25 protein-coding genes are annotated in these 24426 nt (G+C 35.6%); 14 read left to right on the forward strand and 11 right to left on the reverse strand.

Annotation, left to right across the window (positions count from 1 at the left end):
- Nucleotides 1–38: 38 nt before the first annotated feature.
- Nucleotides 39–908 carry a UbiA prenyltransferase family protein gene (locus tag GOQ17_RS07850; RefSeq protein WP_159636753.1) on the forward strand — a complete coding sequence of 290 codons (870 nt, stop codon included), beginning with the start codon at nt 39–41 and terminating at the stop codon, nt 906–908.
- A gap of 253 nt (nt 909–1161) precedes the next feature.
- On the opposite strand, the gene GOQ17_RS07855 is transcribed toward GOQ17_RS07850, so the two are convergent.
- From GOQ17_RS07855 to rsmA, 3 genes are read right to left on the reverse strand one after another with little or no spacing between them, the layout of a single operon-like run.
- Entirely contained in the window at nt 1162–2091 is a 930-nt protein-coding gene (locus GOQ17_RS07855; protein WP_159636754.1) for an NAD(P)-dependent oxidoreductase, read from the reverse strand.
- A 4-nt stretch (nt 2092–2095) separates the two neighbouring features.
- Entirely contained in the window at nt 2096–3259 is a 1164-nt protein-coding gene (locus GOQ17_RS07860; RefSeq protein WP_159636755.1) for an FAD-dependent monooxygenase, read from the reverse strand.
- Nucleotide 3260: 1 nt separating this feature from the next.
- On the reverse strand, nt 3261–4040 hold the full coding sequence (gene rsmA, locus GOQ17_RS07865) for a 16S rRNA (adenine(1518)-N(6)/adenine(1519)-N(6))-dimethyltransferase RsmA (RefSeq protein ID WP_159636756.1): 780 nt from the start codon (nt 4038–4040) through the stop codon (nt 3261–3263).
- Between the two features lie 151 nt (nt 4041–4191).
- Between rsmA and pdxA the strand changes: the two genes are divergently transcribed.
- From pdxA to GOQ17_RS16585, 7 genes are all read left to right on the forward strand, one after another.
- A complete protein-coding gene (pdxA, locus tag GOQ17_RS07870; protein ID WP_159636757.1) occupies nt 4192–5247 on the forward strand; it encodes a 4-hydroxythreonine-4-phosphate dehydrogenase PdxA in 1056 nt (351 codons plus the stop codon).
- A gap of 99 nt (nt 5248–5346) precedes the next feature.
- Nucleotides 5347–6777, forward strand: coding sequence for a CCA tRNA nucleotidyltransferase (locus GOQ17_RS07875; protein WP_159636758.1), 1431 nt, complete (start codon nt 5347–5349; stop codon nt 6775–6777).
- A 51-nt stretch (nt 6778–6828) separates the two neighbouring features.
- Nucleotides 6829–7419, forward strand: coding sequence for an IS1096 element passenger TnpR family protein (locus tag GOQ17_RS07880; protein WP_159636759.1), 591 nt, complete (start codon nt 6829–6831; stop codon nt 7417–7419).
- Between the two features lie 3 nt (nt 7420–7422).
- A complete protein-coding gene (gene miaA, locus GOQ17_RS07885) occupies nt 7423–8337 on the forward strand; it encodes a tRNA (adenosine(37)-N6)-dimethylallyltransferase MiaA (RefSeq protein ID WP_159636760.1) in 915 nt (304 codons plus the stop codon).
- 283 nt (nt 8338–8620) lie between these two features.
- On the forward strand, nt 8621–8794 hold the full coding sequence (locus tag GOQ17_RS07890; RefSeq protein WP_159636762.1) for a hypothetical protein: 174 nt from the start codon (nt 8621–8623) through the stop codon (nt 8792–8794).
- A 12-nt stretch (nt 8795–8806) separates the two neighbouring features.
- Complete coding sequence (locus GOQ17_RS07895; RefSeq protein WP_159636763.1) at nt 8807–10444, forward strand: hypothetical protein; 1638 nt, start codon at nt 8807–8809, stop codon at nt 10442–10444.
- A 548-nt stretch (nt 10445–10992) separates the two neighbouring features.
- Nucleotides 10993–11289 carry a sigma-70 family RNA polymerase sigma factor gene (locus GOQ17_RS16585; protein ID WP_394350603.1) on the forward strand — a complete coding sequence of 99 codons (297 nt, stop codon included), beginning with the start codon at nt 10993–10995 and terminating at the stop codon, nt 11287–11289.
- Here GOQ17_RS16585 and GOQ17_RS16205 read toward each other — a convergent pair.
- From GOQ17_RS16205 to recJ, 5 genes are all read right to left on the reverse strand, one after another.
- Complete coding sequence (locus tag GOQ17_RS16205) at nt 11178–11585, reverse strand: hypothetical protein (protein ID WP_201288587.1); 408 nt, start codon at nt 11583–11585, stop codon at nt 11178–11180. The genes GOQ17_RS16585 and GOQ17_RS16205 overlap by 112 nt on opposite strands.
- A gap of 207 nt (nt 11586–11792) precedes the next feature.
- A complete protein-coding gene (locus tag GOQ17_RS07905) occupies nt 11793–12860 on the reverse strand; it encodes a branched-chain amino acid aminotransferase (RefSeq protein ID WP_159636765.1) in 1068 nt (355 codons plus the stop codon).
- Between the two features lie 189 nt (nt 12861–13049).
- Entirely contained in the window at nt 13050–14567 is a 1518-nt protein-coding gene (locus GOQ17_RS07910) for a GH3 auxin-responsive promoter family protein (protein ID WP_159636766.1), read from the reverse strand.
- A gap of 26 nt (nt 14568–14593) precedes the next feature.
- Nucleotides 14594–15328 (reverse strand): LPS export ABC transporter ATP-binding protein, encoded by a 735-nt coding sequence (gene lptB / locus GOQ17_RS07915; RefSeq protein WP_159636767.1) that lies wholly within the window; start codon nt 15326–15328, stop codon nt 14594–14596.
- Nucleotides 15329–15359: 31 nt separating this feature from the next.
- Nucleotides 15360–17060 (reverse strand): single-stranded-DNA-specific exonuclease RecJ, encoded by a 1701-nt coding sequence (gene recJ / locus GOQ17_RS07920; RefSeq protein ID WP_159636768.1) that lies wholly within the window; start codon nt 17058–17060, stop codon nt 15360–15362.
- Nucleotides 17061–17176: 116 nt separating this feature from the next.
- On the opposite strand from recJ, the gene GOQ17_RS07925 reads away from it, so the two are divergent.
- Genes GOQ17_RS07925 through GOQ17_RS07935 form a run of 3 tightly spaced genes read left to right on the forward strand, consistent with a single transcriptional unit; the run spans nt 17177 to nt 19804 of the window.
- A complete protein-coding gene (locus GOQ17_RS07925) occupies nt 17177–17959 on the forward strand; it encodes an MBL fold metallo-hydrolase (protein ID WP_159636769.1) in 783 nt (260 codons plus the stop codon).
- A gap of 57 nt (nt 17960–18016) precedes the next feature.
- Nucleotides 18017–18496: a cation:proton antiporter regulatory subunit gene (locus tag GOQ17_RS07930; protein ID WP_159636770.1), complete on the forward strand. Its 480-nt coding sequence runs from the start codon at nt 18017–18019 to the stop codon at nt 18494–18496.
- A 3-nt stretch (nt 18497–18499) separates the two neighbouring features.
- Nucleotides 18500–19804, forward strand: coding sequence for a cation:proton antiporter (locus GOQ17_RS07935; RefSeq protein WP_159636771.1), 1305 nt, complete (start codon nt 18500–18502; stop codon nt 19802–19804).
- On the opposite strand, the gene GOQ17_RS07940 is transcribed toward GOQ17_RS07935, so the two are convergent.
- Complete coding sequence (locus tag GOQ17_RS07940; protein ID WP_159636772.1) at nt 19801–20133, reverse strand: metal-sulfur cluster assembly factor; 333 nt, start codon at nt 20131–20133, stop codon at nt 19801–19803. The genes GOQ17_RS07935 and GOQ17_RS07940 overlap by 4 nt on opposite strands.
- Before the next feature lie 2 nt (nt 20134–20135).
- Entirely contained in the window at nt 20136–21296 is a 1161-nt protein-coding gene (locus GOQ17_RS07945) for a glycosyltransferase family 4 protein (protein ID WP_159636773.1), read from the reverse strand.
- A gap of 76 nt (nt 21297–21372) precedes the next feature.
- On the opposite strand from GOQ17_RS07945, the gene GOQ17_RS07950 reads away from it, so the two are divergent.
- Nucleotides 21373–22383: a polyprenyl synthetase family protein gene (locus GOQ17_RS07950; protein WP_236537099.1), complete on the forward strand. Its 1011-nt coding sequence runs from the start codon at nt 21373–21375 to the stop codon at nt 22381–22383.
- Nucleotides 22384–22449: 66 nt separating this feature from the next.
- The gene (locus GOQ17_RS07955; protein WP_159636775.1) at nt 22450–23241 is read left to right on the forward strand and encodes a nitrilase family protein; all 792 of its coding nucleotides are present in this window, start codon (nt 22450–22452) and stop codon (nt 23239–23241) included.
- 44 nt (nt 23242–23285) lie between these two features.
- Here GOQ17_RS07955 and GOQ17_RS07960 read toward each other — a convergent pair whose 3' ends face one another.
- Entirely contained in the window at nt 23286–23666 is a 381-nt protein-coding gene (locus GOQ17_RS07960) for a hypothetical protein (protein WP_159636776.1), read from the reverse strand.
- A gap of 108 nt (nt 23667–23774) precedes the next feature.
- Here GOQ17_RS07960 and GOQ17_RS07965 point away from each other — a divergent pair, with 108 nt between their 5' ends.
- Nucleotides 23775–24215: a MarR family winged helix-turn-helix transcriptional regulator gene (locus tag GOQ17_RS07965; RefSeq protein ID WP_159636777.1), complete on the forward strand. Its 441-nt coding sequence runs from the start codon at nt 23775–23777 to the stop codon at nt 24213–24215.
- Nucleotides 24216–24426 lie beyond the last annotated feature (211 nt).

The raw sequence follows: 24426 nt of genomic DNA on the forward strand, positions 1-24426 counted from the left end.
TTAGTAATTATCTGTGTCAAAGTGAATAAATTTATGTCGTGAAATCACATGTAGGTCTCTTGAAAATATTCGTTTATACGAATCTCTTGATTGCTTTTGCAGCAGGTGCTCAGGTGCTATTGAGTTATGTGATTTTTCAGATTCCATACAATTACGAAATTGTTGTTTTAGAATTTTCAGCGACTTTATTGCTCTATAATTTGAGTATTTGGGTTTCTAAACCAAATGACTATAGAAAATCACCTTATGAGCGAACGCGATGGATTTTCGGAAATATGCTTGTTTTTTGGACGCTGAATGCAATAGCTTCACTATTGATAATATATACGTTGACGCAAATTCATTTTCATACCTTGTTATATTTAGGTTTAATAGGAGTTTTAAGTTTGGCCTATGCGTTGCCAATATTGAAGATTCAAGGGCTATGGAAAAGTTTTCGGCATGTGCCTTATATCAAGGTTTTTCATATTGCACTAATTTGGACATTGAGTACGGTGGGATTAGTATATGTGGAGAGCATCAATAATTTACAAGTTGTAGAATGGAAAAGCTTACTTTATGTACTGGGTTGCAAATTTTTGTTTATTCTGTTGGTCACGTTGCCATTCGATATTCGAGATATGAAGCAAGATTCTTATTATCATTTGAAAACTGTTCCCATTGCTTTGGGGCAACTAAAGGCGCAATACCTTTGTTATCTCTTAGGTGTATTGCATATATTATTGGTAGTTGCAATGCCTACTACAAACGATATCAAAATAGGCTTAATATTGTGTGATGTTTTGGTGTTTATACTTTTCAAAACCAAAATATTCAAAGAACAAAATAGTTTTCTGAATGTGTATTTATTGGATTTGGTGTTGGTGATGCAGTATGTCTTATGTTTATTTAGCTTATTGCTGGCGTAATAAGCAGTATTGTAAATCTAATGTTTTACCGAATAACCGTCATTTCGACGTTAGGAGAAATATCCTGATTGACGGTTAGATATTTCGCTTTCGGTCACAATTACCGCAATTCACACCGTCATATCGACCGCAGGGAGATATCTAAAAATAGGTGTAATAATTCTCAATTAAGAATTTCCATAGCTCGAATCATCTTCTTCATTCTAATTTGTGAGATTTCTCCCTTTCGGTCGAAATGACGTTAAATTCAACGTTACTTACCGTTCAAATACCCAATAATCTTCTCCGCTAAAATATCCGAGAGTTTGAAATAACTTTCAAATGTCCAACCTGCTACATGTGGACTTAGGATAACATTATCTCTTGAAATTAAATCCTCATACCAATCTTGTTCGCCTAAAGCTGGGAATTTCTCAACAGGAAGTACATCAAAAGCTGCACCTATTATTTTACCAGTATCCAATCCTTTTAGTACAGCAGGAATTTCGACTATTCCTCCTCTTGCACCCATTAGAAAGAAAATGGGTTTGCGGAAATGAAATAGGTATTCTTCGTCTACTAATCCTTTGGTTTCACGTGTCAATGGAACGTGGAAACTTACTACATCTGCTTGTTTAACGATTTCTTCCATCGAAACTTCCGTAGCATATTGGTTTGAGAAACCTGTTTTGTATTTATCGTATGCAATCACTTTGACATCGAAACCCGAAAGTTTTTTTGCCATAGCTTGCCCATTATGCCCATAACCAATCAAAGCGACAGTTCTACCTTTGAGTTCATACCCACGGTTTCCTTCACGTTTCCATTGACCTTGACGAATTTCAGCATTACCGCGATTGAGATTATTCATCAGACTTAAGAGCATTCCAATCATATGTTCACCAACGGCATCACAATTTCCTTCGTTGGCGGGAAAAAGTTGTATTCCTTTTGCAATAGCATATTCTTCGTCGATATTGTCCGTACCTGCACCAGACCGTCCAATCAATTGTAGGTTTGGGGATAAATCTATGAAAGCTCGGTCAACTTGGAATTTGGAACGAATAATCAATCCCGAGTAATAAGAAATGATTTTTTCTACTTCTAGACGAGTGATATTTGGTTGGTAATTGTAAGCAATTCCAGCCTTATCAAACTTTTCTAAAAGTATCTCGTGTATGTCGTCAACGATAAGAATATTCATGATGTTATTTACCAATTTTCATAAAATCTACAGATAAAAGTTGTGCTAATCCCGATTGTGCAATGCGTGCAGGTAGTAATTTCATAATGGTATTTCTAAAAGAAACCATTAGTGGATTATCCCATTGCGAAATTTCGCCAATTCTTTTGGATGTGTCTGTAATATATTTGGTGCGTTTCAAACGTCTTTTTTCAAAATTACGAAATGCTTCCGGTACGGAATCTGTTATTTTCAATTCGTCCATTAAGACAGCAACATCTTCCAACGCCTGACAAGCACCTTGACCAAGATTTGGCGTCGTAGCATGTCCAGCATCACCTAAAAGCAAAATATTACCATACGCTAAATGTGTCAAGGGTTTAATGTCGATGATGTCATTCCAAATCAAATCTTCGTTTTTTGTTTTAGCAAGAATAGTCGGAATAGGAGAGTGGTAATCTTTAAAATGTCGGGTTAAATCTTCTACTGTATAATTCCTGAAAATAGGATTATTGGCTTCGCTATTGACGCAAGCGTACCAGTAAATGCGATTTCCAACCAAAGGAGTCATTCCGAATCGACCTTGTTTTCCCCACGTTTCTGAACCTTGGTCTAGTTGAATACTGCTCTTGTCAATCGTTGCACGCCAACATGTATATCCTGAATAACGAGGCGTAGAATGAGGAAGTAGTTGCTGCCGCAATGGTGATTTTACCCCATCTGCTATCAGTAAATATTTACACTTTATTGTGCTTCCATCCTCAAATGAAACTGTAATAGTTTCGGCGTTTTCTTCGAAATGAATTGCTTTTTTTCCTAGAATTACATTCTCGTTAGGTAATTGATTTAGCAAATAAAAATGTAAATCAGCCCGATGAATCGTAAAGTTATCTTGATTATATTGTCGGGAGAGCTTTTTTGTATCTGGCGCTAATAAAACATTACCACACTGATCAAGAATATTATAAGAACAGGTATAAAATCCAATTTTTTCCACACCCTTCTTTAATCCCAATAAATCCAAAGCTTGCATAGCATTAGCTGCTAGTCCAAAACCTGCACCTATACCTTTTAGCTCTTTTGCTTGTTCGAAAACTAAAAATTCACAACCTAATTGGTTAAGACCTATAGCCGCTGTCAATCCAGCTACGCCTCCGCCAATTATCGCGAATTCAGTTTCGATTTGCATATTATTTTGCCTTAGTTATCTCATTCGTCAAAGCTACAAAATCCTGCACGGTCAATCGCTCGGCACGTAATTCATACAAAGGATTGTCGCTCATCTTGTCTTTTGCGATGACTCCAGAAAGCGAGTTGCGTAACGTTTTACGTCTTTGATTAAATCCCGCTTTGACCACTTTCCAGAATAATGCCTCGTCACAACCTAAATCAGTAACTTCATTTCGGGTCATACGCATTACACCCGAAAGAACTTTTGGAGGAGGATTGAAAGCGCCAGCCTTTACAGTAAACAAATATTCAACATCGTAATATGCTTGCAAGAAAACAGATAGAATTCCATATTCTTTACTTCCTGGTTTGGCTACGCAACGTTCGGCAACTTCTTTTTGAAACATTCCTGCCATTTGTACCACACGGTCTCTTTCTTCTAAAATCTTGAATAAGATCTGAGAAGATATATTGTAGGGATAATTTCCGATAACAGCCATTTTTTCTCCGAAATATTTGCTGAAATCTAGTTGTAAGAAATCCCCATGAATCAAGCGGTCGCCTAATTCCGGATATTTATCGGCAAGATATTCAATCGATTCGTCATCGACATCAATCAAAAATGTCTCGTAATCATCTTTTTGCAACAAAAAATCAGACAATACGCCCATACCAGGACCTACTTCCAAAACTTGTGTAAAGCCTAGTGAAGTATCCAATGCATCCGCGATGCGCTGTGCTGCATTCTTGTCATTCAAAAAGTGTTGTCCTAAGTGTTTTTTTGCGCGTACCGTACCCATATTTTGCTATAAGCCTCAAAATTAAAAAGTAAATGTGACATTGCTACAAAAAGATTTTTCTAATTGTAGGTCAATATTACAGGAGAGAATTTGGAATTACCGCTATCTTTCTTATTTTTTTTCTATTTTTGAGTTGAAAAACGCTAAAACGATGAGTGAAAAATTAAAAGTTGGTATTAGTATAGGTGACATCAATGGTATAGGTCTGGAAGTGATTATCAAATCGCTCTTGGATAGTCGTGTGCTAGATTTCTTTACACCTATTGTGTACGGTAATACCAAGAATGCTTCATTTCATCGCAAAGCAAATAACATCAATGACTTTAGTTTTAATGTCATTAATGATGTGGATCAAGCAAATCCAAAGCGTCCAAACTTAATCAATTGCTGGCAAGAAGATGTCAAAATCACGTTGGGTGAAGAGAATGAAATCGGAGGGAAATACGCTTTCATTTCATTGGAAAGAGCAGTTGAAGACTTGACAGCAGCAAAAATTGATGCTTTAGTAACTGCGCCTATCAACAAACACAATATTCAAAGCGAAGAGTTTAATTTTCCTGGACATACCGAATATTTGCAAAGCAAAACCAATGCAGATGATGTGTTGATGTTTATGGTTTGTGATGAGTTAAAAATCGGTGTAGTTACAGGTCATATTCCATTGAATGAAGTTGCTAGCAAGATTTCAGAAGAATCTATTTTAAAGAAACTTCGTTTGATGAACGATTCCTTGAAAAAGGATTTTTGGGTTCAAAAACCTAAGATTGCTGTATTAGGACTAAATCCTCATGCAGGTGACAATGGTGTTATAGGTACTGAAGACGACACTATTATAGCTCCAACTTTGGAGAAAGCTAATGAAGAAGGTATATTCTGCTTTGGTCCATATCCTGCGGATGGTTTCTTTGCAGGTGAAGGATACAAAAAATTTGATGCCGTCTTGGCAATGTATCATGACCAAGGTCTTATTCCTTTCAAACATATTGCTAATCGTAAAGGTGTCAATTATACAGCAGGATTACCTATTGTGCGCACCTCACCAGACCATGGTACGGGCTATGATATAGCAGGGAAAAATTTGGCTTCACATGAATCATTTATGGAGGCGATATTTACTGCAGTGCATATTGTTAAGAATCGTCGCGAACAAGCTGAATTATTAGAAAATCCATTAGCATTCCGCAAACTTTCGAGAGACAGAGATTAGTCACATAGGGATAATACCTTTATATTTTTAACTCATTTTTCTTTTTATTTGAGTATTTTTGCCAACTAAATAGACTGGCAGGTCTATGATATGTGTGCTATGACTGAAGATTTACAACATCCAATATTTTCTATTATCAAAGATTTAGCTGATAAAACGGGCACTGAGGTGTACGTGATTGGTGGCTATGTGCGGGACAGGATAATGGGACGCCCATTCAAAAATGATGTAGACATATTGGTTATTGGATCAGGTATTGATTTTGCGACCAAATTAGGCGAAAGATTGCATACTAAAGTTGCGGTTTACAAATCTTTTGGCACTGCGATGTTGGTGTATGATGGCTTGGATGTTGAATTTGTAGGCGCACGTAAAGAATCGTATCGCAGGGAATCACGCAAGCCTATCGTGGAAGATGGAACTTTGCAAGATGACCAAAATCGTCGTGATTTTACGATTAATGCCATGGCTTATTCGTTGAATAGTGCAACTTACGGTCAACTGCTTGACCCTTTCGATGGATTAGCAGATATTCAGAATGGGATAATTCGTACTCCTTTAGCACCTAAAGAAACATTTTCTGATGACCCATTGCGCATGATGCGTGCCATTCGTTTTGCTACTCAACTAAATTTTAAAATTGATGTGCAAGCGATTGAAGCTATTGTGGAAACTAAAGATCGTATTAAGATTATTTCCAAAGAACGTATTACGGACGAAATGAACAAAATCATTTTGTCAAAAAAACCTTCTATCGGATTCAAATATTTGTTTGATACGGGCTTGTTAGAGTTGGTTTTTCCTGCGATGGCAAATCTTTACGGTGTCGAATATTTTGATGGCAAAGGGCATAAGGATAATTTCTATCATACCTTAGAGGTATTGGACAATGTAGCCGAAATGTCGGATGACTTGTGGTTGCGCTGGGCTGCTATTATGCACGATATTGCTAAACCTGCGACAAAGCGTTTCGATAAGCGTATTGGCTGGACTTTTCATGGGCATGAGGACAAAGGCGCGCGTATGGTGCCTAAATTGTTTGCCGAGATGAAATTGCCTTTGAATGAGAAAATGAAATTTGTTCAAAAGCTGGTTCAACTACATCTAAGACCTATTGTTCTTGCACAAGATATTGTGACGGATTCTGCTGTTCGTCGTTTGCTGTTTGAGGCTGGAGATGATATTGATGCGTTGATGTTATTATGTCATGCTGACGTAACAACTAAAAATGAGTTCAAAAAGAAGAAATATCGTGATAATTTTGAGCTGGTAAAGCAAAAACTAAAGGATGTAGAGGAGCGCGACCATTTGCGCAATTGGCAACCTCCTGTATCTGGTGAAGATATCATGCATGTGTTTGGCTTGGGACCAAGTAGACAAGTTGGAATTATCAAAAATGCTATTCGCGAAGCAATTTTAGACGGAGATATTCCTAATGAGCGTACAGCAGCGTATAATTTCATGATGGATAAAGCGAAATCATTGAATTTGGAACCAAAACAAATATTGTCTATTGAGACAACAAAATAATTTATAATTTTATAGGTAGAAAACGGAGCATTACTAAGCGTAAAAAGATATATGGCAGTTTACAGATTTAGAGTTACTTTCGAAGATTATGAAGATGTATATCGTGATATAGATATGCCTTCAAAAGGTACTTTTTTGGAATTACACCACGAGATACACAAATGCACAGGTTACAATGCTGAGGTTTCATCATCTTTTTATGTAAGTAATGACCAATGGAAAAAAGGTACGGAGATCGCACATCTTCCTAATCCACGTAAAAAAGAGTCGGGTGTCTTAATCATGGAAGATATTCGTCTGAGTAAATTTATTGACGACCCGCACCAAAAATTTTATTACATCTATAATTTTGATAGGCCATATGATTTTCATGTGGAATTAATCAAGATTTTGAAAGAAGAAGATGGTAAAGAGTACCCTTCGTTATTTAAATCTGTAGGTCTAGCACCTAAGATGGCTGCTGCTGCGAATTTTCCTGTAGCCACTGATGATGACGACGAGGAAGATGATGTAGTAGATGACATCGCTACAGAAGAATACGGTGTAGACGATGAAGATGAATTCGATTTAATGGATGATGACGAGGAAGAAGCAGGAGAAGAGGAGCAACAAGAATTCGGCGGAGGAGAGGACGATTATTAATTGATGTCTTCATCTTTAAAAGATAAAAAAACTTTAGTCGTAGTGGTTGGTCCTACAGCAGTAGGTAAGACAGCTACGGCTATTTTATTGGCACAACATTTTAATACCGAAATTATTTCGGCTGATTCCCGTCAGTTTTATCGTGAAATGAATATCGGTACAGCTAAGCCCGATGCCGAAGAATTAGCTGCTGCTTCACATCATTTTATCAATTCTCATTCCATCGAAGAAGAATATTCCGCGGGTGATTTCGAGCGTGATGCTTTACAGCTTTTGGAAGAATTATTCAAAACCAAAGATGTAGTAATAATGGTGGGTGGTTCAGGTTTGTTCGTTCGAGCGGTTTGCGAAGGTTTGAATGATTTGCCAAAAGCTCCTGAAGGGGTTCGTGATGCACTGAACAAAACTTTCAAAGAACAAGGTCTAGAACCTTTAAAAGCTAGATTAAAAGCTATAGACCCGCAGTATTATGCAATAGCAGATATAGAAAATCCTCAGCGTGTTATACGTGCTTTGGAAGTATTTGAAGCGACGGGCAAACCTATTTCTTTCTACCAAAAGAAAGATTTAAATAAAAGACCATTCGACATCGTGACGATAGGTCTAAATATGGATAGAGAGAAACTCTACGAACGTATCAATATGCGTGTGGATAAAATGATGGAAGCAGGATTGTTAGATGAAGTAAAATCTTTGTCCGCTTACCGTCAAAATCCCGCTATGCTCACCGTTGGTTATTCTGAAATATTCGACTACTTAGACGGCTCTATTTCCCTACAAGAAGCCGTTGATAACATCAAACAAAATTCTCGTCGCTACGCTAAGCGTCAGATTACTTGGTTCAAAAAGTATGGTAATACGAATTGGTTTGAGCCTCTCCAATTAAGCGAAATACTACAATTTATTAGCAATATGTAACTAATATAATTTTATAATGCATTAAAATAAAGACCATTGTTTGTTACAATGGTCTTTGTTTTTAACTTATGACGATTGTTTATAATTTTAACAAACCAGTTTATTTTATTTCTTAATAGTAGAAATTTTCCTACGAATACATTTAATTTTATTGCAGTTTATAAAAATGTAGTTTAAATACTACATGGTTTCGTTTTAGAAATTAAATTTATTTTAAATTTGAAATATTAAATAAGGAGGATCTTTAGTCCTTTTTTGGTTCACTAACTATAAATTTTTAAACATGAAAAGAAAAAAATATATATCACCGCTAGTTGCTGTATGTAAAATTTTTGTTGAAAATTCAGTCGCTACAGGATCATTTAATGATTTCACTGTCGGTGGGAATAGTGGTAATGGGTATCCTGACATTGAAGATGCCGGTGTTGAGGAAGATGCAATAGATTTTTCACTTTAAAAATTAATAAATATGAAAATATTGAATAACTATAACCTCATGGGCTTAAATAATATTTTTATTGCATTTCTATTAGTTAATATACTGGCTTCTTGTTCAAGGAATGATTCTAGTATACCAAATGATAATGTGGTTACAGGAGAAAATACCTTTTACCTGACAGTTGCCGGAATCCAGGATAATGATAATAATAATAATAATAATAATAATAATAATAATAATGGAAAAGGTAAAGTCAGTTCAGTTAAAGGATTGATTAAGTCTGAAGAGGAAAAATTTGTAGTTGGGGGTGAGGGGTTTGAAATTGAATTCTCCTCGTCTGAAAATATAACCAATGAATATTTGGAATCTAAATATGTAAAGGGGATTAAGTCTAAAACTGCAGAAGTAATGTCTGCAGGAAAGGGGTATAGAATCCTGTTCTATGAAGTGAATAATGCGGATGAAGTGTTTTATAAATCTGAGGGAATAACTACAGCATCTTCTGCTTTTTCAACAAAATTAAAAGCAAATAAAACATATACTTGGTATGCCTACTCGTATAATACTAGTACAATCCCTGATTTGCCTGCAGATGTTAATAACCCCTTAGTACCGTCATTGACTGATGCACCCTTATTATTCGCTAAAGGAGAAATATTTACTGGTGCTTACGGAAGTAATTCAAAACATATTTCTATTACTTTCAAGCACAAAGTTTCAAAAGTAGAAGCTGTTGTTGATTCACGATTAATCTTTGCATCATCAATTACATTGCTTAATTTACAATTTAAGGATTTAGTGTTAACTACACATAATTTCGCATTGAAAAGTGGTAATATAATAGGTGGGGCTATTAATACAGTAAATATATCGAATAGTGATAATATCTCTTTCGAAAATATTGGTCCTACTGGATTTGAAACGACAGTGAAAAAGAGCTCTAATGCATATTATACCTCTACAGCTATAACTAGTTTAAAAGTTAATATTTCTGATTTTTCCATTATAAAATATGGTACAGTTCCATTAGTATTAATTACCCCATTAAACGCTAAAAGCGGAACACTAAATTATTCCTCTGCTCTACCTATTACCAGACGAGCTTTGATTAATTTAGTTGATGGAGGAACGATCGACGGTGCTACATGGGCAGAGGGAAATCTGTATTATGATGAATTTGCTCCAGATCCGTTTAAATATAAATTCGAATCCCCAGTGTTATCAGGACAAACAGCAGCTTGTAATCATTATTGGTTATGGATGAGTTTAAAGCCAAGAAGTATTACTGGAGGTACACTTCCAACTGGAAGTGATGTAGGTGATCCTTGTTCAAAAGTATATCCTGCAGGAGCATGGCGACTTCCTACTTCTCAAGATTTTAGCGATTTAGGACCGAAGTCGAATCGCAATACACCTTTAAATGGTGCTGTGTACTTTATCACCCAGGATGGTCAACGATTAAATCTACATGAGGCGGGTTGGATAACCCCTGGCAATAGTAATTGTAGCCCTTCTAACACGAATGATGGTCATTATTGGACATCTAATGAGGTTAGTTCTTCAAATGCTAGAGCTTTAGAAATGGATCAAAGTTGGGGAGGAGGAGATACTCAACCATCTATCAGTAAACGTTATGGTCTAAGTATACGTTGTATGCGTACTTACTAGTGCTTGCAATAGGAATATTTAAAGATTAATTTAGACTAACTTAAATGATAAGTTAAAGTTTTGGGTAAAACACAATCTTTGTAGTTATAATATTTTACGTGGTTTATTAATTGAAATATAAATTATGTGTTATTTCTTAGATAAAAAATTTAGGCTTTGGTGAAGCTACTAAATATTTGATCTCTCTTTTATTAAGCAATCGGACTACTGGGATGTATATTTTGGTACGCAAGAATTAGTGAAAAAAGCATTTGATAAAGAAGGGATAGCTGGACCGATTCCAACAAGAGTTATTATTAACCAATATGCTAGTTAGTTTTTTATCTAAACAAAGTAATGGCTTCTCATATCTGAGAAGCCATTTTTTAACCTTATATTACCTTAATATCAATAATAAATCATTTTAAGCTCGAATAGAACAATATTTGTATTGTTCTATTTATCTACTTGTGAATAAAACTTTTTACTTATAAATGCTTAAAAATCTTGGACATATCCATGATACAGATACTTTAGATAGCTCGGTAACTTTCGACGATCTTTATTATATGTATTACAGACAGCTTCATTTTTATTGCAATTCAATTATTGCAAATGAGGATGATGCCCAAGATATTGTTTCCGATGTGTTCGTAATCTTTTATGATCGTTTTAAACAATTTGATAACCTGAAACAGATTAAATCGTATTTATATACTTCTGTACGCAACGCTTGTATAAATTATATCAGACATCAAAAAGTTGTAAATGAAAAATCTGTTGATGTTGACATATTTATAATATCAACACGCGTGAAGTTCTCAAATTTCATTGTCACTTTAGCTACTGCCACATCTCCGGATTGATCCAAAATTTCGTACGATGTTGCGCAATTGTAAGTTAAATTATCCGTATTCTTTAAAAACTGTGAATACTGATTTTTTGTTGATTTAGAATTGCTAGAAGCATTTACGAATTCGAAATTATCAGCCAACATCTCTTTTACAAATTTTTGTTTTCCTAATACTGATGAATCAATGTAGTTTGATAAAATTGCCGTTGAAGTGTAATGAGTTGTAGGATTTACTTTTCCGTTAGCGAATGAACTTAATGATAATACCATCATTACTACTGTTGCGATTGTTGTTAAATTTCTTTTCATGGTTGGTTATGTTTTAGTTTTTTAATTTCTATTTGATAACTCAAAGTTAGGATGTAATGTCACGTCCATGAATGTCTTTTAGACCAATGAAATAGGAAAGTCGGTGAAAATGTAGGTTTTTTCGGTGAGAATTTTCGTCGAAGTCTTTACAACTAAAAAGTCTAGACAATTTGCCTAGACTTTTGATATGAAGTGATAAAAATCAATTTATACAATAAAATTCCATCCAAATGGATCAGCTATCTTACCGTAACGTAATTGATTCAAATAATCTAATACTTTATTAGAGAAATCACGATCTTCTACTGGAGGTAGAGTATAGTCTTGGCCTTCAAAACCGATTCTATCAATATGTGTAATAGTAGCAGCTGTACCAGCAGCGAAAGCTTCAGATACTTTACCCGCTTCAATACCATCGATTAATTCTTGAACTGACACTTTACGTTGTTCAGCTTTATAACCCCATTCCTCGGCTAACTGCATGATTGTACGTCTAGTCACACCGTGTAAAATAGTATCACCATGTGGCGTGATAATAGTATCACCGATACGGAAGATTAAGTTTGCCGTACCAGCTTCTTCGATGTATTTGTGCTCAATCGCATCAGTCCACATGATTTGATCATAACCTTCTTCATTCGCTAGTTGTGTTGGGTACAATGACAAAGCATAATTCCCTGCATTTTTCGAGAAGCCTACGCCTCCTTCTGCAGCACGAGTATAATGCGTTTCTACTTTGAGGGAAATAGGTTTGCTATAATATGCGCCTACAGGACATGTTATCACAACGAATTTATATGAAATCGAAGGATGGACGCCTAAGGCTGATTCCGTAGCAAACATAAATGGACGTATATATAATGACGTGCCTTCTTTTGAGGGAACCCAGTTACGGTCGATATCTAATAATTGTTTCAAACCACCTAAGAAAATTTCTTCAGGCACTTCAGGCATTTGTAGTCGAGATGCTGACTTGTTAAAACGCTCCCAGTTTTTGTCAGGTCGAAATATACTCACCGTTCCATCTTCAAATTTATAGGCTTTGATTCCTTCAAAAATTGATTGACCATAATGCAAAGCAGACATAGATGGACTAATAGTTAATTCGCCATAAGGGACGATGCTGACGTCTTCCCACTTACCGTTATTGTATTCAGCGACCAGCATGTGGTCTGACATGATTTGTCCAAACTTAAGGTTGTTGAAGTCTACTTGCGAGAGTCTTGATGAATTTGTTGGCTCTACGCGAAATGAAATTTGTTCTGTCGCGCTCATTTTCACTTATATAATTTAATTGGATTGCAAGTTAAAAAAAAAGATCAAGAGCTTCTTACTTAATTTTTAAATAGAAGGATATTTGAGACATTCCTCTAAAGAAATAATAGTCTTAATATTTTTTTGATATCTCTGAATACAATTGATTAGAGTTTTCAAATCTACAATTAGAAAAGATAATATACTTTTTTAAAGTTGATGTATTAATTTCAACAATGGTTCTAGATAATCTCGATTGTTGGCAAGGCGAGGTACTTTATTTTGGCCACCTAACTTCCCTCTGGATTTCATCCAGTTGTAAAAAGTATCACTAGGAGCATTGTGTATGATTGGTTGTCCTAAAGCCATATTTTTAAAACGTTTGGCGTCGTAATCTGAGTTGATTTCGCGCAAGGTGCTGTCTAGAATATCACAAAATTTATTGAAATCGGATGGTTGTTTCTCAAATTCAATAATCCACTCGTGTGCACCAGCATCCTTATTACTGAAATAGACTGGACCCGCCGTATAATCTTTAATAATTGCACTTGTAGCATTACATGCTACTTTTAAGGCTTGGTCTGCATTGTCAACGATTACTTCTTCACCAAATGTATTGATGTACTGTTTTGTACGACCAGATATTTGGAAACGAAAAGGAGAAAGTGAAGTGAATTTGATGGTGTCACCAATTTTATAGCGCCAAAGTCCGGCATTGGTAGTAATGATTAAAGCGTAATTTTTTCCTAATTCAACTTCATGAAGCCCTAATGTTTTAGGGTTTTCATCATCAAGATTTTCCATCGGAAGAAATTCATAGTAAATGCCATAATCGAGCATTAATAATAAATCTTCTGAATCTGATTCATCTTGAATGCCGAAATATCCTTCAGAAGCGTTGTAGTTTTCTAAATAATACATGGTATCCGAAGGAATCAGTTGCTTGAACTGTTCGCGGTAAGGTTTGAAACTTACGCCACCGTGCCCGTAGAATTCCAGATTGGGCCACACCTCTAGTAGGTTCCTTTTGCCTGTTATTTCAAGTATGCGTTTGGCCATCACGATATTCCATGTCGGAACACCGGCTAGACTTGTCACATTTTCTTTTATGGTAAGTTGTGCGATTTGCTCAATCTTTTCTTCAAAATTAGGGTTTAAAGTCACTTCTAAATTTGGCGTGCGAAGATATTCAGCCCAAGAAGGAAGATTGCGAAGGAGAATAGATGATAAATCTCCGTAATATGAATCTGGACTAAAATTATTGATTTGTGAAGAGCCGCCAATAACCACAGATTTCCCAGTGAATAAGTTATTATTAGGTTTATTGTGGCAATAAATCGTGATCATATCCTTGCCTCCCTGAAAATGGCAGCCTTCTAACGCTTCTAAACTAACAGGAATAAATTTGCTGCGGTCCGCTGTTGTTCCTGATGATTTGGCGAACCATTTGATGTCTGAAGGCCACAAAATATTTTGTTCACCTTTTATCATACGATCGATATAGCCTTTTAAATCATCGTAATCGCTTATAGGAACTCTATTTTTAAATTCTTCAGTAGTATAAATACTTTTATAGTCGTATTTTTTTCCCCATTCTGTTGCTTCAGCAGCTGAAATTAAGTTTTGGAACCATTCTTCTTGTACATCATGTGGATATTTGATAAAGAGTTCAATTTGATGAATTCTTTTTTTCATGATCCATGTGAAGATAGAATTGAGTAGCGCCATGACCTAGTTAGTATTCTAGCTTTAAGTTAGAGTTTTTTTCTACGTAATACAAAATTCTGTCCTAAATAGAATTTACGTGCCATTTCGTTTTCGGCGATATCTTCTGGTTTTCCAGTTAGCATGATTTTACCTTCTGTCAAGAGATAAGCTCTATCCGTAATTGAAAGTGTTTCCTGCACGTTGTGATCTGTAATCAATACACCGATGTTTTTGGCTTTCAATTTGGAAACAATGGATTGGATTTCTTCTACCGCAATTGGATCGACACCTGCAAAAGGCTCATCTAGAAGAATAAAATTAGGATTTGCAGCTAATGCACGTGCAATTTCTGTCCGGCGACGCTCACCACCGGATAATAAATCACCACGGTTTTTACGTACACGATGCAAACTGAATTCGCTTAGCAATTCTTCCAATTTTGCCATGCGTTCTTCTTTATTCGGATAATGAATTTCCAGAACTGCAAGAATATTATTTTCTACCGAAAGCTTCCGAAATACGGATGCCTCCTGAGCTAAGTATCCAATACCTTTCTGAGCACGCTGAAACATCGCATCTTTGGTGATCTCTTCATCATTCAAAAATACATGGCCTTCATTTGGCTTGATAAGACCTACTATCATATAGAATGATGTTGTCTTTCCAGCACCATTAGGGCCTAATAGACCAACTATTTCACCCTGTTCCACATGAAATGAAACATCATTTACAACGGTACGTTGCTTATATTTTTTTATTAGATGTTCTGCTCTAAGTATCATGAATCAATATTTCAGCTATTGCAAATATATTTTAATATCGTATTGCTTTAATATTTAATTGCAAATTCTTTTTACCTCTCCAATTATTCTCTTCAATAGAATAACAAATATCGAATGGTTTTTGTCTTTGAATATGATCAAAATGTTCTGCTAAACCAAAAGCTATACAATCAAAAATCGGAGAACCATCTTGCACAATAGAAAGTTTCAAATGATTGTTGCCAACGACATAAGCCGAACCTACTACTTTTACATTGCTTGATTTAAATATTGGTGCTTCATTCTGCGGACCAAATGGTTCGAATTGTTTCAAAATTCGGTATAGTTTGCTGTCAATATCCTTCAATTCAATCTCTAGATCTATACTTACCTCTTGTTGCAACATTTCAGGCTTAATTGTCTTCTGAACAACATCCTCAAATTTTTGTTGAAACAAACTAATGTTTTCCTCACGCATAGTCAATCCAGCAGCATATTTATGCCCACCGAATTGTTCGAGAAGATCACTACATTCGCTTAATGCTTCATATAAATCGAATCCAATAACCGATCGAGCAGATCCTGCGATATGCCCATTTGTTTGTGTCAGAATAACGGTTGGACGATAATACTTCTCCGTAAGCCTTGATGCGACAATACCGATTACACCTTTATGCCAATCGGCTTTATATAGGACGGTTGATTTTCGGCGTTGATTTTCTGTAGATGTCTCTATCAATGCCAAAGCTTCTTGGGTAATAGTAAGATCAAAATCCTTACGGACATTATTTTGATCATCTACAGCGCTTGAAAAATTTTTAGCTTCCTCTTCCGATTTTGAAATCAATAAGCGCACAGCATCTTTGGCATGTTCTATTCTCCCCGCGGCATTTATTCTCGGTCCAATTTGAAACACTATATCATTTACTGAAAATGTTCGTGTACGATTTGACGAAAGATCAATTAAAGCTTTAAATCCCACTGAAGGATTAGAATTGAGCTTTTTAAGTCCAAAATGTGTCAACGTACGATTTTCACCTGTAATCGGAACAATATCAGAAGCAATACTTACAGCTACCAAATCCAAATATTGGTAAGCGGCCTCCATGTCCATATTATTTTTGAGGATGAAGGCTTGTATAATTTTGAATCCAATTCCACAACCCGACAATTCTTTATATGGATAATTGCAGTCTATGCGTTTTGGATCTAATACAGCAACAGCTTCGGGTATAGTATCACCGGGCAAATGGTGGTCACCAATAATGAAATCAATGCCTCTTGTATTGGCATAATTAATTTTATCGACAGCTTTAATTCCGCAGTCCAATGCAATTATCAACGAAAAACCATTTTCTGTTGCATAATCTATTCCTTGTGTCGAAATACCATAACCTTCGGCATAACGGTCTGGTATATAAAATTCAATTCGAGAATGAAATGTACGGAAAAAGCTATACACGACAGATACTGCAGTCGTACCGTCTACATCATAATCGCCGTAGATAAGGATTTTTTCTTTATTACCAATTGCCTTTTCGATTCGAGATATAGCGATGTCCATATCTTTCATCAAAAAAGGATCATGCAAATGATCCAAAGATGGTCTGAAAAAATATTTTGCTTGTTCGTAGGTCTCAATATTACGAGTAACCAAAAGGTTTGCAACGATGTCATTGACACCTAGTTCTGATTTTAAATGATTAACTTTGTTGCTGTTACTTTTTGGTTTTAGGACCCACCTTTTTTGCATATCTTTGCACAGTATTTGTATGTAAATATACAGTATCTTGGTGTAGTAACCTAATGGTCCACGGTGATAATTAATTTAGGATTTCCTAACTATCATATTTACAATTATATAAAAGAATGATTCAAGCATATTCTTTATTTGAAGGTTCCTTCTCTGTTGATGCCACTAAAAAGTTTGTTCCTTTCGATCCTCAAAAAGACGATCCTAAAAGCCGTCCAGCATCTTTATTTGTTCATGTACATCCCTTTTTGTTAGAATCCAGTAATGGTTTAATATTATGTGATGCAGGACTTGGAGTTCGTACAGAAGATGATGAGTTATTAATTCATCACAATATTCGTAAGTTGGGATTTGATCCAGAAGATGTTAAATATGTATTAATGTCTCATTTGCATAAAGATCATACGGGCGGATTGGTTGATTTCAAAAATGGAGTTGGTCGTATTGCATTTCCAGAAGCAGAATATGTGATTCAAAGAGGAGAATGGGAGAATGCATATGCTTCTGAGTCTCCTTCGTATCGTACTGAAGTGTTTGATGTTATTCAACGTTCTGGAAACTTGACTTTGGTCGAAGGTGATGGAGTTGTAAATCACGAAATTCGATATGAATTAAATGGAGGGCACACGGAATTCCATCAAGCGTTCCATATCGAAACTGGTAGTGAACATTTCTTCTTTGGGGGAGATGTATTGCCTGAGCCAGAAGAGTTATTCAAGAATTTTATCGCAAAATATGATTACGATGGTCGTGCTTCTCGCGACAAGCGTAAAGAATATTGGGAGCAAGGTGCTCCAGAAGGTTGGATTTATCTTTTTTACCATGGCAAATCATTAGCTATGGGACTACCGAAATTGAAAGACGATGGCACTTATATGTTAGTAGATCCTAACAAATAGCCTCATTTTTATTATATTTGAATAAATCAGTTGTTACAAAACTAATAGCATAGTACTATGTCAGTAGTTAGAGAAAGTGATCTTATTGGAATAGGCAAGAAGTTTCAAATCGAAACAGAGGCTGGAGACAATATGGTCGTAGTAATTCATGATGATGGTCGTCGTGAGTTGTATCGTCATGATGACGAAGATAATGAGACACATTGTGTGATGACATTATCGGATGAAGAATCGCGTCAAGTGGCGGGAATAATTGGTGGCTTGTCGTATAAGCCCAAGGCTTTGGAGACAATCGAAGTAGCCCTAGATGATTTGCGAATCGAATGGTACAAAGTGGAGGCTTCTAATGATGGTGTGAATAAAACCATAGGTGAGTTAGGAGTACGCCAGAAAACTGGAGCATCTATAATAGCTGCTATCAAAGATTCCGAAACCAAAATAAATCCCGGTCCAGATTACGTAATTGAGCCTGGTGATACCTTAGTAATTGCTGGTAAAGCAAAAAACATTAAGTTACTTAAAGAAATATTAGTTTAATATATGTCGCATATCATAGTATTAGAGATAGGAATAGCCGTATTACTAGTTGCATCTGTAGGTTTATTAGCGAACAGATTGCGTTTTTCAGTTATCCCCTTTTTTATTATTATCGGTATGTTATTGGGTAATAAAGAGTATCCTAGCTTTATTGCTGATTTTCTATCTTTTATTAATATTTCAGCTGTCACTGCTTCGGTGGATAGTGTTTGGTCTTTCTTAACATTTTCTGAAAGCAAACCCTTTATCGACTTTATGGGTAGATTGGGGGTGCTGTTTCTGTTGTTTTATTTAGGACTAGAATTTTCTGTTGGCAGATTAATAAAATCTGGAAAGTCCATTGTGACTGGAGGAACATTGTATGTCATTTTGAACTTTGTGTCAGGGCTTTTGATTGGATGGTTAATGGATTTGCCATTCAAAGAATTGATGGTACTTTGTGGCTTGATGACGAGTTCTTCGACAGCTATTGTTGCTAAAGTACTGACTGACCTAAAGCGTACAGCGAATCCAGAAACAGAAGTCATAATGGGTATGATTATGTTTGATGATTTATTCATCGCTATGCATATCTCTTTCCTTTCGGGACTAATTTTGACTGGAGGTAGTTCGGTTTGGGCAGTTGTGGGGACTTCATTGTTGGCTTTAGGCTTTATCCTCACATTCTTGATTCTAGGACGTAAACTAGTACCTTTTATTGATAAGATTTTACACGACAAATCTTCTGAACTTTTTATTCTTATTATTTTTAGTTTACTTTTCGTAATAGCAGGTTTTTCGGAAACCATTCATGTGGCAGAAGCTATTGGCGCACTGATGGCGGGATTAGTATTTGCTGATTCGAAATATATCAAGAAAATTGAAGCTATGGTTTTGCCATACAAGGACTTTTTTGGGGCAATGTTCTTCTTTAGCTTTGGTCTTTCTATAGATATATATTCTTTGGGAGGAGCTGTGGGCTGGGCAGCAGTTGCTGCGGTATTTACAGTTATTTGTAATGTTGCTTCAGGATATTTTGCCGCTCATTTTGCGAAGATGAAACCACGAGCTTCTTTCGATATTGGACTAACACTATCGGCTAGAGGAGAGTTCTCTATTATTATGGCAAACATAGGTAAGGCAGGTGGTTTGTTGCCTGTAATTCAGTCATTTGTCGTAGTGTACGTGTTGATTCTTTCTATTGTATCGCCATTGTTGACGAAAGAATCTAGAAATTTGTGGAATACATTATTTGGAGAAGATAAGAAAGCTCCCAAACCGAAAAAGACTTTAGCGGAATTGGAAGCTTCTGTAGTGGAGAATGACTAAAGAAAACCTAATTCTAATTTAGCTTCTTCGCTCATCATATCTCTATTCCAAGGTGGGTCGAAAGTAAGTTCTACCAATGACTCACTCACACCTTCAATCGCGGCTACTTTTCGCTGTACTTCATCCATGATTTCGCCTGCGACAGGACAGCCAGGAGCAGTCAATGTCATGATTACTTTTGCTATTCCACCTTCTTTCGTGATAATCTCATATACCAAACCCAAATCTAAAATATTTGCTGGCTTTAATTCGGGATCGTAAACGGTTTCTAAGACCTCTTTTATCTTGGGTGCCAAACCCAAATGATCCATAATAATTATATTGCTCATTACTATTTGTTTTCGTTTATAACATCGGAATATATTTTCTCTAGCAAATTAATACTATGCTGCTCGGTATACCTGCTGTAATATTCCAACTTACAGTTTTCTTTAATTCTATCCTTATCTTCATCTGACATGGAGTCCCACCTTTGTAAGGTGTCAATGATATTATTTTTATCATAGATATCAAAATGAAGACCAGTTTGATAAGGTTGCACCATTTCTGCGAGGATTCCAATATTACTCGACAATACAGGCACTCCTAATGCAAAAGCTTCAATTATGCTCATTGGCATCCCTTCATAACATACAGAAGGAACAAGAAGTACAGAACAATTGTTTAAAGCTTTGCTAATATCCTCTTGCGGAAGAAAACCAAGATACTCAAGATTTCTACTACTATTCACAATAGCTAAAACTTCCTCTAGCTGCGGGCCAGTTCCTAAGATTTTAAGTTGATGTGTTGTATCCTTAATAGCTTCCAGAAGTGGTAATATGCCTTTTTCTTCAGAAAGTCTACCAACATAGAGAAAGTGATTGTCAGTATTATTTTCTAATTCTACAGGCTGAGGAACAAAATTAGGCTTAATAGCAAATTTTGATTTTTGTAGTCCAAATCTGCTGGTAAGAAATATATTTTTCGCAAAATCAGATAAGACAATGAATTTATTAACCATATCCCAAGTCTTAACTTTACGATGGAAGTAATACACAAATGCTGTAATAAAAGTTTTTAACCACGAATGGTCTAAAACTTTTTTGCTAAGTGCAGTTTTTGGGAAATCCTGATGAAGGCTAGCGGTAAATATTTTGCCATCAAAAAACAATGTAGCTGAGGGGCAAAGCAATCTATAATTGTGCAGCGTCATGGCTGTTTTGAAACCAGCTTGATGTAATTTTCTGAATGCCCAAGGTCCAATTGCGTAGTGGATGTTATGAAAATGAACGATATCAGCCTTAAAATATTTTGCTTTTGCCACAATCTTATTGGCGGCGAAAAAATTCCATGGGTATAAGGCAAATTGGAGTAATCCTTTAATACCTTTTCTGTTTTGAAAGGTGATAGTCTCCACTTGATGGTTTTCACGAAGTGCCTCCACCTCCTGTTGGAATACCACATCTTCACCACCCTTGTGTTGATAATAATTATGGACAACTAAAATTCGCATGCAAAACCTTTTCTACAAATATACTATTAATACGAAAGGCAAATTACAATGAATTGTAAAAGCGTTAAAAATATATATGTATCTTCGTATCTATATTCACGTATTACATATGTTTGGAAATCCGTACTATGCTGAGAAAATCAGTAATGCATTAGAAAATATACAATTACCTGAATCACCGAATAATCTATACGAACCTATTCACTATATTTTGTCTCTATCTGGCAAGCGGATACGTCCGCAGTTAGTATTTATGGGAGCTAATTTATTCGGATATGATGACTTAGATAGTGTACTTCCAGCTTCTATTGCTATAGAATATTTTCATAATTTTTCTTTGATGCACGATGATATTATGGATAAAGCGCCATTACGTCGAGGCAAGCAAACGGTTCATCAAAAATGGAATGATAGCGTAGCTATTTTGTCTGGGGATGCATTGCTTGTGAAATCTTACGAGGAATTAGCCAAATGTCCTTCGTACGCTGTGCCCGAATTGTTAAAAACATTTAATCGTGTCGCGCTAGAGGTTTGCGAGGGGCAACAACATGACATGGACTTCGAAGAGCGAAATGATGTTTCGCAAGAAGAGTATATCAATATGATTCGCTTGAAAACTTCTGTATTATTAGGTGGGGCCTTAGAAATGGGGGCAATTATAGCAGGTATTGATGAAGTTGAAAGAAAGAAGTTGTATGACTTTGGAGTGAATCTCGGTATAGCATTTCAATTACAAGATGATATTTTAGATACTTTTGGTGACCCTGATACTTTTGGAAAGCAAGTAGGCGGTGATATTATTGTCAATAAAAAGACTATTTTGTATATCATGCTGAAAAAGTCTTTAAGTCTTGAGGATCAGGGAGTATTCAATGAAATATTGGGATTGAAAGTAAAAAAGGCCATTGAAAAGGTATCTCGAATGAAAAAATTATACGAAAAATATAAAATATTCGAGCTTGCAAATGCGTTAAAAGGAGAGTATTCATCCAAATCTTTTGAATGTTTAGCTGCCATTAACGTAGATGCTAAACAGAAGGAAGATTTAACTATTTTATCAAATAATTTATTGAATCGTAGTAAATAGGGGTTTGTAAATTATTATTTTTAGTATATTAGATTATAAAAAAATCAAAGAAGGAAGTATCTATTAATGGAACCAATAAAAATCACTATATTTCAGGCGTATCTTTTCTGGGAAAATGTAGAAAAAAACCTTCAAAATCTTAGTCTACGTCTTTCGTCGCTACGGGAAAAAACTGATTTGATTATTTTACCCGAAATGTTTAATACAGGTTTTACCACCAATGTAGAAAAATGTGCGGAAGAAATGGACGGAATGACCATGCGTTGGTTGTATGAGACAGCTAAGAAATTCGATTGTGTAGTGGCAGGAACTTTAATTATAAGAGAGGATGGTGTCTATTATAATCGTTTCGTTTGGATGTCTGCTGATGGTAGTTATGTACATTATGACAAGCGTCATTTGTTTGGCTTAGGAAAAGAAGGGGTTCCTAAAGAAAGTGAATTATTTCAAGCAGGTAAGTCCCGAATCATGTTACAATTGAAAGGTTGGAAGATATGTCCAATGATTTGTTATGACTTGCGATTCCCGGTTTGGTCACGAAATGCTGAACATGGATACGATTTGTTAGTATATACCGCCAGCTGGCCAGACAAACGCTCTTCACATTGGCGCACATTGATTCCAGCGAGAGCTATTGAAAATCAGGCATTCGTAATTGGTGTGAATAGAGTAGGGCATGATGGTAATGAGGTTTATTATTCAGGTGGCTCTATGTGTATCTCTCCTTTGGGAGATGTTGTGTATTATAAGCCTGAGGATGAAGATTTGTACACATTTACGTTGAACCCACAAGATCTACATAAAGCTAGAGAAAACTTTCCTTTCTTGCAGGATGGGGATAAATTCAATATTCTATAAAAAATACACAATAAAAGCTCGTAATATTTAATTACGAGCTTTTATTATTTATAAGGTCTGTCCAATATTGCTGCCTGAATAACCGCTTGCCTTAAATCGAAATTAATGCCATTTTTATCCTCATGTTGTTCTTGAATACGTAAAGCAGGAATAGGATTTTTAACTTGACTTTGTCTTCGTCGCTGTTGCGCAGCAATTACTTCTTCAGGCAACTCTTCTTCATACGTTTTTTCGTGGGTATTTACTTTTTGTGCATTTTTTTGTTTCGATCTATCGATAGTTTCATACGGAGCGATAGGAGGTATAGACTGCGGACTTACATTTGGTCTACGTGATTTGGACTTTTCCATTTCCTTTTGGTAGTTTTTATATACATTGTATATAAGTCCTCCGATGGCAATTAGCACTATGATGAAATTTTCCATATGCTAAATATATTAAATTATAAATATTTAATTTGAAAAATCATAAAAATTTGCAAAATTCACATATTCTTCTTTAATTGCATAAGCAACCTAAATTAATTCTAAATAATGAGTGACGCGCTATTACAATCACATGAGTTCTTTTCCTTCCTAACAGGTAAGGTTTCAACAGCTATATCAAGACGATTGCAACGTAATTTAAAACTTGCGAAATTGAATATTACTTCAGAACAATGGACAATTTTATATCATTTGTGGCAAGAGGAGGGCTTGACACAACAAGAGCTAGCTAATCTTACTTTTCGTGATAAGCCTAGTATTACTCGTTTAATAAATAATTTAGAAAAAATTTCTTTGGTGATTCGTGTAAATGATAAGCAAGATCGTCGCTCTAATCTTATTTATCTAACTAAAGAGGGGCGCAGATTGAAAGAAGAGGGGATGAAGCAATCAGCGATAACATTAAGTGAGGCTGTTGCAGGATTGGAAATCGAGGAGTTGCGTACTGCACAGCATATTTTAGATAAAGTTTTTAAAAATATTAAATAAAAAAATGGTCGACAGAATGTGAGGGCACTGAAAAATTTTCTATTTTTTAAGAGACTTAAACAAATGACTGAGTATAGTATTAACCTTACTCAGTCATTTTTGTTTAAGGGATTTCTGAAAGATTGTTTATTAATGGTCCTTATTGTAAGTTTAGTCAATAAGGATATGCTATTTGGCTATTATCATCCCAATTTGAGATTTTTAAAGCTAA

Origin of the sequence: Sphingobacterium composti (assembly GCF_009829075.1) — a bacterium.
Lineage (GTDB): Bacteria > Bacteroidota > Bacteroidia > Sphingobacteriales > Sphingobacteriaceae > Sphingobacterium > Sphingobacterium composti.